At 66.5% G+C, this 11,785-nt stretch carries 11 protein-coding genes; 10 read left to right on the forward strand and 1 reads right to left on the reverse strand.

Annotated features, from left to right (window positions below; all coding sequences use genetic code 11):
* The first annotated feature begins 4 nt into the window (after positions 1 to 4).
* The 10 genes from argB (at position 5) to tyrS (ending at position 11,231) form a co-directional block, all read left to right on the forward strand.
* Complete coding sequence (gene argB, locus AC5RWT_RS15970; protein ID WP_494044867.1) at positions 5 to 916, forward strand: acetylglutamate kinase; 912 nt, start codon at positions 5 to 7, stop codon at positions 914 to 916.
* A complete protein-coding gene (locus AC5RWT_RS15975; RefSeq protein WP_494080999.1) occupies positions 913 to 2,202 on the forward strand; it encodes an acetylornithine transaminase in 1,290 nt (429 codons plus the stop codon). Before argB ends, AC5RWT_RS15975 begins: the two co-directional genes overlap by 4 nt.
* A complete protein-coding gene (gene argF, locus AC5RWT_RS15980) occupies positions 2,199 to 3,158 on the forward strand; it encodes an ornithine carbamoyltransferase (protein ID WP_494081000.1) in 960 nt (319 codons plus the stop codon). The genes AC5RWT_RS15975 and argF overlap by 4 nt, the downstream gene beginning before the upstream one ends.
* 14 nt (positions 3,159 to 3,172) lie before the next feature.
* Entirely contained in the window at positions 3,173 to 3,688 is a 516-nt protein-coding gene (locus AC5RWT_RS15985; RefSeq protein ID WP_494044870.1) for an arginine repressor, read from the forward strand.
* 119 nt (positions 3,689 to 3,807) lie between these two features.
* Positions 3,808 to 5,259, forward strand: a complete 1,452-nt coding sequence (gene argH / locus AC5RWT_RS15990; RefSeq protein WP_494081001.1) for an argininosuccinate lyase — start codon at positions 3,808 to 3,810, stop codon at positions 5,257 to 5,259.
* 101 nt (positions 5,260 to 5,360) lie between these two features.
* Positions 5,361 to 6,350 carry an SRPBCC domain-containing protein gene (locus AC5RWT_RS15995; RefSeq protein WP_494081002.1) on the forward strand — a complete coding sequence of 330 codons (990 nt, stop codon included), beginning with the start codon at positions 5,361 to 5,363 and terminating at the stop codon, positions 6,348 to 6,350.
* Positions 6,350 to 6,979 (forward strand): DNA-3-methyladenine glycosylase, encoded by a 630-nt coding sequence (locus AC5RWT_RS16000; RefSeq protein ID WP_494081003.1) that lies wholly within the window; start codon positions 6,350 to 6,352, stop codon positions 6,977 to 6,979. The genes AC5RWT_RS15995 and AC5RWT_RS16000 overlap by 1 nt, the downstream gene beginning before the upstream one ends.
* Positions 6,980 to 6,988: 9 nt before the next feature.
* Positions 6,989 to 7,528: an adenine phosphoribosyltransferase gene (locus AC5RWT_RS16005; RefSeq protein WP_494081004.1), complete on the forward strand. Its 540-nt coding sequence runs from the start codon at positions 6,989 to 6,991 to the stop codon at positions 7,526 to 7,528.
* 123 nt (positions 7,529 to 7,651) lie between these two features.
* Positions 7,652 to 9,910, forward strand: a complete 2,259-nt coding sequence (locus tag AC5RWT_RS16010; RefSeq protein WP_494081005.1) for a HelD family protein — start codon at positions 7,652 to 7,654, stop codon at positions 9,908 to 9,910.
* Positions 9,911 to 9,914: 4 nt separating this feature from the next.
* Positions 9,915 to 11,231 carry a tyrosine--tRNA ligase gene (gene tyrS / locus AC5RWT_RS16015; RefSeq protein WP_494081006.1) on the forward strand — a complete coding sequence of 439 codons (1,317 nt, stop codon included), beginning with the start codon at positions 9,915 to 9,917 and terminating at the stop codon, positions 11,229 to 11,231.
* Here tyrS and AC5RWT_RS16020 read toward each other — a convergent pair.
* The gene (locus tag AC5RWT_RS16020; protein WP_494081007.1) at positions 11,228 to 11,659 is read right to left on the reverse strand and encodes a hypothetical protein; all 432 of its coding nucleotides are present in this window, start codon (positions 11,657 to 11,659) and stop codon (positions 11,228 to 11,230) included. The two genes, tyrS and AC5RWT_RS16020, sit on opposite strands and share 4 nt — an antisense overlap.
* Positions 11,660 to 11,785 lie beyond the last annotated feature (126 nt).

An 11,785-nucleotide genomic window follows, 5' to 3' on the forward strand; every position in this document is an offset into this window, starting at 1 on the left:
ACCCATGGAGAACACAATGCTGATGGCCCAGGACAAGGCCGCCACGCTGATCGAGGCGCTGCCGTGGATCCAACGGTTCGCCGGTACCACCATGGTGATCAAGTACGGCGGCAACGCGATGGTCAACGAGGAACTGCGGCAGGCCTTCGCCGAGGACATCGTCTTCCTCCACCACGCGGGCATCAAGCCGGTGGTGGTCCATGGCGGCGGACCGCAGATCAATGCCATGCTGTCCCGGCTCGGCATCGAATCGGAGTTCAAGGGCGGATTGCGGGTCACCACTCCCGAAGCCATGGACGTGGTGCGCATGGTGCTCACCGGACAAGTGGGCCGGGAACTGGTGGGCCTGATCAATTCGCACGGGCCGTACGCCGTGGGACTTTCCGGTGAAGACGGCGGGCTGCTGCAGGCGGTGCGCACCGGCACCGTGGTGGACGGCGAGGAGGTCGATCTGGGTCTGGTGGGCGAAGTGGTCGGCGTCAATCCGTCGGCCATCCTGGATCTGCTCGACGCCGGCCGGATCCCGGTGATCTCCACCGTGGCGCCGGAAATCGGCGGCGACGGCGAGGGCACCAACCAGGTGCTCAACGTCAATGCGGATACCGCAGCCGCCGCCGTAGCTGACGCCCTGCACGCCTCGCGGCTGGTGATCCTCACCGACGTCGAGGGGTTGTACGCGAACTGGCCGGACAAGTCCTCGTTGATCTCGTCGCTGACGGCGGGGGAACTGCGCGGGCTACTGCCGGGGCTGCAGTCCGGCATGATTCCCAAGATGGAAGCCTGCCTGAAGGCTGTTGACGGGGGAGTGGAGCGGGCCGCCGTCGTCGATGGCAGGATGCCGCACTCCATCCTGCTGGAAATTTTCACCGCAGCCGGCATTGGCACCCAGATTGTTCCGGACGGAGACGAATCATGAACACGGCCCATGCAGTGTCCACCGCGGCTGGCTTGGCCGGTCTGGAGGGATTGGACAGCAAGCAGCTCTTGGAGAAGTACCGCGAATCGCTGATGGGTGTCTTCGGGACTCCGCAGCGCGTACTGGTGCGCGGCAAAGGCTGCACCGTCTGGGACGCCGATGGCAAAGAATACCTGGACCTGCTCGGCGGCATCGCGGTGAACGCGCTCGGCCATGCCGACGAGTTCCTGACCGGGATCGTGGCCGACCAGCTGTCCACCCTCGGCCATGTCTCCAACTTCTTCACCAGTCCGGCACAGATCGCGCTGGCCGAGCGGCTGCTGGAGCTGGCCGGGGCTCCGGCGGGCTCCAAAGTGTTCTTCGCGAACTCCGGCACCGAAGCCAACGAAGCGGCGTTTAAGCTGGCCCGGCGCAACTCCAGTCCCACCCGGACCAAGATCATCGCCCTGGAGGGTGCCTTCCATGGCCGCACCATGGGTGCTTTGGCGCTGACGGCCAAGCAGGCCTACCGCGAACCCTTCGAACCGATGCCGGGCGGCGTTATCCATCTTCCCTTCGGCGATGAGGACGCACTGCGCGCCGCCGTCGATGAGACGGTGGCCGCCGTCGTGCTGGAACCGATCCAGGGCGAGGTGGGCGTCCGGCCGCTGCCGGAGGGGTATCTGAAAGCTGCACGGGAAGCCACCACGGCCGCCGGTGCGCTGCTGATTCTGGACGAGGTGCAGTCCGGCGTCGGCCGGACCGGCAACTGGTTCGCGTTCCAAGGCACGGTGGCCGGCGGCGAACGGATTGTTCCCGACGCCATCACGCTGGCCAAAGGCCTGGGCAGCGGACTCCCGGTCGGCGCGCTGCTGACCTTCGGTGCGGAAACTTCGAGCCTCTTGACCGCCGGCCAGCACGGCACCACGTTCGGCGGCAACCCGGTGGCCACCGCCGCCGGGCTGGCTACTCTGCACGCCATCGAGTCGCGCGGGCTGCTGGCCCACGTCTCAGCGCTCGGCGAAAGGCTGCGCGAGCGGCTGGCCGCCGTCGACCACGTTGTGGAGGTCCGCGGCGAGGGCCTGCTGATCGGGTTCGACCTGGACTCAGAGATCGCCGCCGCCGCCGTGGAGGCCGCCCTGGACGCAGGTTTCATCATCAACAGCCCCGGTCCGCGCACGCTGCGGCTGGCCCCGCCGCTGATCCTGACCGCCGAGCAGGCCGCCCGGTTCACCGCCGCGCTGCCGGACATCCTGACCACCGCGGCCGCCCGCACCGCCGCCGCCACCAGCAAGGACGACTCATGACCCGCCACTTCCTCAAGGACACCGACCTCAGCCCGGCCGAGCAGGCCGAAGTGCTGCAGCTGGCCGCGGAGATGAAGCAGTTCCCCTACCGGCACCAGCCGTACGCCGGCGACGGGGCCGGCCGGAAGACCGTGGCCGTCATCTTCGACAAGACCTCCACGCGCACCCGGGTGTCCTTTGCCAGCGGGATCTCGGATCTGGGCGGTGTCCCGCTGATCATCAACCCCGGCGAATCCCAGCTCGGGCACAAGGAATCCGTAGCCGACACCATCAAGGTGATGGAGCGGATGGTCTCCACGGTGGTCTGGCGGACGTATGCCCACTCCGGGCTGGAGGAGATGGCCGCCATTTCCCGCGTGCCGGTGATCAACTCGCTGTCCGACGATTACCACCCCTGCCAGCTGCTGGCGGACCTGCTGACCGTCCAGGAACACAAGGGCAGGCTGGCCGGGCTCACCATGGCCTACCTGGGCGATGCCGCCAACAACATGGCCAACTCGTACCTGCTCGCCGGTGTTACCGCCGGCATGCACGTGCGGATCGGCGGACCGGAAGGCTACCTGCCGGGAGGGTCCGTTGTGGCCGAAGCCGAAGCCAGGGCCGCCGAGACCGGCGGATCCGTACTGGTCACCACCGATCCGGCAGAGGCGCTGGCGGGGGCCGACGTCATCGCCACAGACACCTGGGTCTCGATGGGGCAGGAAGACGAGAAGGCGCAGCGGCTGGAGCTGTTCAGGGACTATGCCGTGGACCAAGCCGCCCTGGATATGGCCGCCGGCGACGCCATCGTGCTGCACTGCCTGCCGGCCTACCGCGGCTATGAGATTTCTGCCGAAGTGATCGACGGCCCGCAGTCGGTGGTCTGGGACGAAGCAGAAAACCGGTTGCACGCGCAGAAGGCGCTGATGGCATGGCTGATGGACAAGTCGTCGCTGGCGCCGTTGGCCAGGGCTTGAGGGCGGACCAGGCCATGAACACGATGCCGGCCACCAAGACCGCCCGCCAGGCCAAGATCACCGCGATCCTGACCGGCGAGTCGGTGCGCTCGCAGGCAGAACTGGCGGCCCGGCTGGCGGACGAAGGAGTGCAGGTCACCCAAGCCACGCTCTCCCGCGACTTGGTGGAACTGGGCGCGGTGCGGGTGCGCGGCCAGGACGGCGGGCTGATCTACGCGGTGCCGAGCGAGGGCGGCGAACGGGCGCCGCAGAGCGGGGTCACCCAGGAGATCCTCGACGCCCGACTGGCACGCCTCTGCGCCGACTTGCTGGTGACGGCCGAAGCCTCCGCCAACCTGGTGGTGCTGCGCACGCCGCCGGGGGCGGCCAACTTCCTGGCGCTGGCCATCGACCATTCGGTCATGCCGTCGGTCCTGGGCACCATCGCGGGAGACGACACGGTCCTGTTGGTGACGCGGGATCCGGCCGGCGGCGCCGCTCTCGCGGCACGGTTCCTGCAGTTCGCCGACGACTCGTCCCGCAACGCCTGAACGCAATAACCTAAACGCAAAGCAACGGCCGCCGCCTCAGGCGGCAAGCCATCTCCGCCGGCCGGCACGGCAGCGCGCGGAACCGTCACCAGGGCGACCTGGCGGAAAGGGAAGACAACGTGACGCAGGAACCGAACACCAGCGCAGCCGGGCACACCAACGAAGGCGCCCTCTGGGGCGGCCGCTTTGCCGGCGGGCCGGCCGACGCGCTGGCCGCCCTGAGCAAGTCGACACACTTTGACTGGCGCCTGGCGCACTACGACATCGCCGGCTCGCGCGCCCACGCCAAGGTGCTGCACAAGGCGGGACTGCTGGACGACGCCGAACTCGAGGGCATGCTCGCTGCCTTGGGCCAACTCGACGACGACGTTCATTCCGGCGCCTACGTGGCCGCCGAGTCGGACGAAGACGTCCACGGCTCGCTTGAGCGCGGGCTCATCGAACGGGCCGGCACGCAGTTGGGCGGCAAGCTCCGCGCCGGGCGTTCGCGTAACGACCAGATCGCCACCCTGGGCCGGATGTACCTGCGCGACCACGCACGCATCATTGCCGGGGGAGTGCTGGCAACCATCGACGCGCTCCTGGCGCAGGCCCGCCGGCACCCGGACGTTGCGATGCCGGGCCGAACCCATCTGCAGCACGCCCAGCCGGTGCTGCTGTCGCATCATCTGCTGGCCCACGCCTGGGCGCTGCTGCGCGACGTGCAGCGCCTGGCCGACTGGGACAAGCGGGCCGCGGTCTCGCCGTATGGATCCGGTGCCCTGGCCGGTTCCTCGCTGGGACTGGACCCCAACGCCGTCGCCGCCGACCTCGGCTTCGACTCCGCTGCCTGGAACTCGATCGACGGGACCGCCTCGCGCGACGTCTTCGCCGAATTCAGCTGGGTCGCCGCCATGATCGGCGTGGACCTGTCCCGGATCTCCGAGGAAGTCATCCTCTGGGCCACTAAGGAGTTCTCCTTCGTGACCCTGGACGATGCCTACTCCACGGGCTCGTCGATCATGCCGCAGAAGAAGAATCCGGACGTTGCGGAGCTGGCCCGCGGCAAGGCAGGCCGGCTGATCGGCGACCTGACCGGTTTATTGGCCACGCTCAAGGGCCTGCCGCTGGCCTACAACCGCGACCTGCAGGAGGACAAGGAGCCGGTCTTCGATGCCGCGGACACCCTGGAACTGCTGCTGCCCGCCGTCGCCGGCATGATCGAGACCCTGGTCTTCAACACCGCGCGGCTGGAAGCGCTCGCGCCGCAGGGCTTTGCGCTGGCCACCGATATTGCCGAATGGCTGGTCCGGCAAGGGGTACCGTTCCGCGAGGCACACGAGCTCTCCGGTGCCGCCGTGAAGCAGGCCGAAAGCCGCGGCGTCGAACTCTGGGATCTGACGGACGAGGAGTTCGCTGCGATTTCGCCGCAGCTGACCCCGCGGGTGCGCGAGGTGCTGACCGTGGAAGGTTCGCTGGCCAGCCGCAGTTCGCAGGGCGGCACCGCACCGAGCGCCGTGGCAGCCCAAATCGAGGCGCTTCAGGCCGGGCTGGACAGCGCGCGGGACTACGCCGGCGGGAACCGCCGATAGCCATTGCGGGCGCTGCGGGCCTAAGTTACCGACCAGTAGCAAATGTCTCTGCGGTAGTTTGTGAAGCAATGGGGGCATAGCAACTGAGCCGAGGAGCGAGCATGTCGACGTTGAGCCAGGACGAGGAAAAACTGGTTCCGGAGGGCCGGATCGAGCGTGTGGACGGGGACTACGTCTTGGCCTTCGACCGCCAACTCGACTACCCGCGCAGCTACATCTGGAGCCTGCTGGCAGAGAAGGACAACGTCGCCAAGTGGCTCGGCACGCTGAACGCCGACTGGGGGCTGGGCCGCACCTATGAGCTGGTTCTGGGCGGGGGCATGACCAGCGGCACGGTGCTGCAGCTGAACCCGCCGCTCAGCCTGCAGATCACTTGGGAGGACGAGCTCGGTCAGGAGTCGGTGATTGAATGGCGGGTGCTGGAAAGCGACGGCGGAACGCTGCTGCAGTTCAGGTCCCGCGCCGAGGGCCCGGAATTCCTGACCGAAGGCAGTGCCGGCTGGCAGACCATCCTGGACGCGCTGGCCGAGGTCGCGGCCGGGCGCCGGCCGGACTGGGAAACCGACCGTTGGACCCCGCTGCGGGAAGCGTATGCCCGCCAGTACCAGCTCTCGCATTCGATGGGCACCGTGGAGAGCGATTCCGGGCATACGTGCCTGCGCTTCGAGCGGTTGCTCGACGCCGGCCGGGAGCGGGTCTGGGCGGCCTTGACCGAGCCGGACCTGCTCGGGGCCTGGCTTGGACCCGGTCGGGTGGAGCTGCAGGCCGGCGGCGCCGTCGAATTCAATCTGCCGGGACGGACCATCAGCGGTGACGTTGAGCATGTGCAAGCCGGCAGCAGGCTGGACTACACCTGGACCGCTCCGGAAGGCACCGGCACCGTGCACTGGATGCTGGAACCGGAGGACGGCAAGACCCGCCTGACGTTGGTCCACAACTTAGGCCGGGAAACCTTGGCGGGGAGCCTGATGGCCAGCTGGCACATGCGGCTGGACGCACTGGCCACGGTGCTCGGCGGCGGGCAAGTGCATGACTCGGCGCACCGACGCGAAGCCTTGACGCGCTTCTACCAGCGCTTCCAGCCCGCCTAGTGGATGCAGCTTTGCTGCGCTGGCTGGGCCGGCCTGCCGTGGAGGTGGCTCCGGGGCTGCTCGGTGCCCGGTTGGCGCATACGACGGCGGAAGGCACCGTTGCGGTGCGCCTCACCGAGGTGGAGGCCTACATGGGGGAGCACGATCCTGGCTCGCACGCCTTCCGCGGCCTGACCAATCGTAACAAGGTGATGTTCGGCCCGCCGGGGCACATCTATGTCTACTTCACCTACGGGATGCACCATTGTGTGAACATCGTGTGCGGCCACGAAGGCCAGGCCACCGCTGCCTTGCTCCGCGCCGGTGAAGTCACCGAAGGCCTGGACCTGGCCCGCAGCCGGCGGACCTCGGCCAAGCGGGATGCCGAGTTGGCACGGGGGCCGGCCCGGCTGGCCGTGGCCCTGGGGCTGGAGCTGGGCGACAATGGCCGCGCCGTCGCAGCGGGCGGCTTGGCACTGACCCGACCGGCGGTCCAGGCATCGCATCAGCACCTGCGCAACGGGCCGCGGGTGGGCGTCAGCGGCGAGGGCGGCACCGATGCTTACCCCTGGCGCTTTTGGCTCGAAGGTGAGCCAACCGTCTCGCCGTACCGGGCCGCGAAACCGCGGCGCCGTGCCGGCAGCGGGTAGGGTAGACGGGTGAACGAACGCCCTCGCGAATCAGTTGAAACCTTGGTTAACCGTCTTACGGAGACGGTCCGGGATTATCCGCAGCCCGGCGTCGTCTTCCGGGACCTGACTCCTGTATTCGCCGACGGGGAAGCGCTGCATGCAGTGGTGCACGCTTTGATCGACCCGTTCCAGGGCCAGTTCGACGCCGTGGCGGGCGTGGAGGCCCGCGGCTTCCTGCTGTCGGCCGCCGCAGCCTACGCCTCCGGCACCGGCGTGGTCACGGTGCGCAAGAAGGGCAAGTTGCCCCGGAAGACCATCTCCGAGGACTACACGCTGGAGTACGGCACCGCCACGCTGGAAATCCATGCGGACGATCTGTTGCCGGGCTCGCGGGTGCTGATTCTGGACGACGTGCTGGCAACCGGCGGGACCCTGGGCGCCGCCTGCCGCCTGTTTGAACGGGCCGGCGTCCAGGTGGCCGGATTCGGCGTTGTCCTCGAGCTCTCGGCACTGCGCGGCAGGGCCGCGTTGGCGGGGCACCGCATTCGTTCGTTGGTGCGTGAGTAGCCAATAACTGCGCCGGTGGCGAACGGACAGGCGGGCGCCCGCCCGCCGTCGTTCTGCTCGCAGGAAAATCCAACGTGCCGGTAGTAGAATGGACGGTCTGCCTTTTGGGGAGGGATTACACACATGCCAGAATCGCTTTCGGCCCACGCCGAGCTTGAACATGAGCGCACCTACGTGGCCGGGTTGTATCGCCGGCTGGAAGAACTGCGTGCCGAGAAACAGGAGCAGTTGGCCCGTGTTCGCGGCAGCGGCGCTGTGGGCAGTATGCAGAACATTTCCGAACGCGATGCGTTCGCGACCATGTACGAGGACCGCCTGGCGCAGCTTAACGCTGTGGATGACCGCTTGGTGTTCGGCCGCCTCGATCTGGACGACGGCGACCGGCGTTACATCGGACGCATTGGACTCAGCACCAAGGACCTGCAGCAGTTGATGGTGGACTGGCGTGCGCCCGAGGCCGGAGCGTTTTACCAGGCCACCGCCTTTGAACGGCTGGGCGTGCGGCGGCGCCGGCATCTGATCCTGCAGGGGCACCAGGTCAAGGGCATTGAAGACGACGTGCTCGATTCGACCATGCTTGCCGACGGCGCATCGCTGCAGGGCGAAGGCGCCCTGCTGGCAGCGCTCAACTCCAAGCGCACCGGTGCCATGTCCGACATCGTCGGAACTATTCAGGCCGAGCAGGACCGCATCATCAGGGCCCCGATGCCGGGGATTCTGGTGGTCCAGGGCGGCCCCGGAACGGGCAAGACCGCCGTTGCCCTGCATCGCGCTGCGTACCTGTTGTACTCGCACCGCGAACGGTTGAAGTCCGCCGGCGTGCTGCTGGTGGGACCGTCGAACTCCTTCATGAAGTACATCGAGCGTGTGCTGCCCTCGCTGGGTGAAACCGGCGTCGTCATGTCAACGCTCGGTGGGCTGATGCCCGGGATCCGGGCGGTGCCGGAAACCGACCCGGCCGTGGCCGAGATCAAGGGCCGTTTGTCCATGGCCGACGTGGTGGCCAACGCGGTAGCGAACCGGCAGAGGCTGCCGGCGGAGCCGCGCAAGCTCAACGTCGAGGGCACCATCTTGACCCTGACCCCGCGTCAGGTGGCGCGGGCGCGCGACCGCGCACGGGCCACCGGGAAACCCCACAACGCCGCCCGAGTGACCTTCGTGAAGATCCTGCTGCGCGAGCTGACCGACCAGCTGCGCGAAGCCTTGGAGGCATCATCCGGTCCGGGCAACAACGCAGACCGCGCCTATCTGGCTGAAGACGTGCGGACTTCGCGCGATGTCCGGGTGGCGCTGAATCTGGCGTGGATGCCGTTGACGCCGGAAAAGCTGATCCGAGAATTGCTCAGCAAGCCGGCCCATCTTGAGGCGGCCGCCCCGGAGCTGACCGATGCGGAACGGAACGTGCTGTTGCGCTCCGCGGATGCGCCGTGGACGGAAGCCGATGTGCCGCTGCTCGACGAAGCCGCCGAGCTGCTCGGCGAGATGGATGCCTCGTCCGGGCGTGACAAGGCCCAGCAGGACGCAGACCGTGCCCGCGACATCGCCAATGCCGAGCAGTCCTTGCGGAACGTCGACCAGACGCTGCGCGACATCGGAATCAACGGATTGGTCAGCGCCGAGGATCTGGCCGGCTACAACCAAACGCAGCAAAACCGCCTCACCGCCGCCGAACGAGCCGCCGGCGACCGCACGTGGGCCTACGGACACATCGTGGTCGACGAGGCGCAGGAGCTGTCCGCCATGCAGTGGCGCCTGCTGATGCGCCGCTGCCCGCTCAAGTCGTTTACCGTGGTCGGCGATATCGCGCAAACCAGTTCGGCTGCCGGCGCAGAGTCCTGGCAGCAGGCACTTGAGCCGTTCGCGGGCAGTCGCTGGCAGCTCGAAGAACTGACCGTGAACTACCGCACGCCGTCGCAGATTGCCCAGGCAGCGGTCCGGATGGCGAATGCCGCCGGCCAAGTCGTGACGGCCCCTAAAGCCGTGCGCGAGGGGCGCTGGCATCCGGTCGTGGACCGGGTGCCAGCCGGCCGCATGGTTGAACACCTGCTGGAGATCATGCCCGAGGAACTCGATGCCGCCAATGGCGGCCTGCTGGCGGTCATCGCCGCAGACCGCCAGTTGCCCGAGGTCCGGAGCGCGTTGGCATCGGTATACGGCCGACGCGTAGGTGGTGGCGCTGGCGGCCTGGAACAGGACATCAGTGTGCTGGGTCCGCAGGAGGCCAAAGGCCTTGAGTTCGACGCCGTGGTGGTGCTCGAACCCGGTGAACTACTGCACCGTACCGGCGGCCGCGTCGGCGACCTCTACGTGGCCATGACCCGTCCGACCCAGCGGCTGCGCCTGTTGGCCGAAGGCGAAGTCCCCGAGGGAATTGAAGGCTGATATTTTGGAATCCGTGAATAATACGTTTCTCTCTTCGCAACGCAACGACCCTGGTTTCGCCAACGTCTGGCAGGAACTGAAGTGGCGCGGACTTGTCCACGTTTCAACCGACGAGGCTGAATTGGAGAAACTGCTGGCGGGGGACCCGGTGACGTATTACTGCGGCTTCGACCCGACGGCACCCAGCCTGCACCTGGGCAACCTGGTCCAGTTGCTCACCATGCGCCGGCTGCAGTTGGCCGGGCACAGGCCGCTGGGACTCGTCGGCGGCTCCACCGGGCTGGTCGGCGATCCGAGGCCCACCGCCGAGCGCACCATGAACACCAAGGAAACAGTCGCCGAGTGGGTGGATCGCCTGAAGGGGCAGGTCCAGCGATTCCTTGACTTCGACGGCGACAACGCCGCACGCATGGTCAACAACCTGGACTGGACCGCGCCCATGAGCGTGCTGGATTTCCTGCGCGATATCGGGAAGCACTACCGCGTCGGCACCATGGTCAAGAAGGACATCGTCGCCTCCAGGCTGAATTCCGACGAAGGCATCAGCTACGCAGAATTCAGCTACCAGATCTTGCAGGGTATGGACTATCTGGAGCTGTTCCGGCAGTACGGCTGCATCCTGCAGACCGGCGGATCGGATCAGTGGGGCAACCTGACCAGCGGCATCGAACTGATCCGCAAGGTGGAGGGCAGCGCTGTCCACGCGATCGGCACGCCCCTGATCACCAACTCGGACGGCACCAAGTTCGGGAAGAGCGAGGGCAACGCCATCTGGCTGGATGCGGAGATGTGTAGCCCCTATGCCATGTACCAGTTCTGGCTCAACACGGCCGACGCCGACGTGGTCCAGCGGCTCAAGGTCTTCACCTTCCGTTCCCGGGAGGAAATCGAAGGGCTCGAGCGAGCCGTGGCCGAACGGCCACATGCACGTGAGGCCCAGCGGACGCTGGCTTACGAGGTGACGTCGATTGTGCACGGAACCGATGCGACCGACAAGGTGATCGCTGCTTCCTCGGCATTGTTCGGGCAGGGAGAACTGGCTGAGCTGGATGAGTCGACCCTGGTTGCTGCCACGGCTGAGCTGCCCAGTGCAGTTGCCGGTCCGGAGACCACCGGAATCATCGAGTTGTTGGTCCAGTCCGGGCTGGCCACCAGCAATTCGGCGGCCCGGCGGACGGTGGCAGAGGGTGGCGCCTACGTGAACAACCACAAGATCACCGACCCGGACACCGTCGTCGGAGTAGATCAGTTGCTGCACGGCAAGTATCTGTTGATGCGCCGCGGCAAGCGCACGCTCGCCATGGTGGAAGTGTCTGGCTAACCGGACCGCACGCCCGTCGACCCGATGGTTTGATCGAAGGGGCCCGCCGTTTCCTCCGCATAGGAGGGACACGGTGGGCCCTTTGCGTCGGTGGCGGGTATCACCCTCCAGCGATTTGCGGGCTGTGCCGGCGCCGTGTAATGTTTTCTGAGTCGCCGCCGCGGGTTGTGAAACAGCCGGCCGGAACGCGACAAAACCCCTTCGATAAAACGACAGCGGTTGGTCATGCGCCCAGTGTGCAGGCAAACTTGCTGAAGTTTTTCGCTGGGACCATACTCTTTCCAAAGTGAATGAAGCGGAAACGCGGATTTGACAGAAAGAAAAAGAATGAAATAAAGTAGAAACATCGCAACGAAGAAAAACAAAGCGGATTTCAAAGAAATTGTTTTGCTGAAGTATTCGTTTGCTCCTGTTGTTTGAGAACTCAATAGTGTGCCAAGTTTGTTGATACCAATTTTTTATTGGTTGAAGTGCCGTGGCGTGCCGCCCCTGTGGTGTGTCGCGGTTTTATCAGCCTGGTTTGAATTTAGTGCAGTGTCTTTGGTCGTTTTCCC

Source organism: Arthrobacter sp. Dra40 (assembly GCF_059091905.1).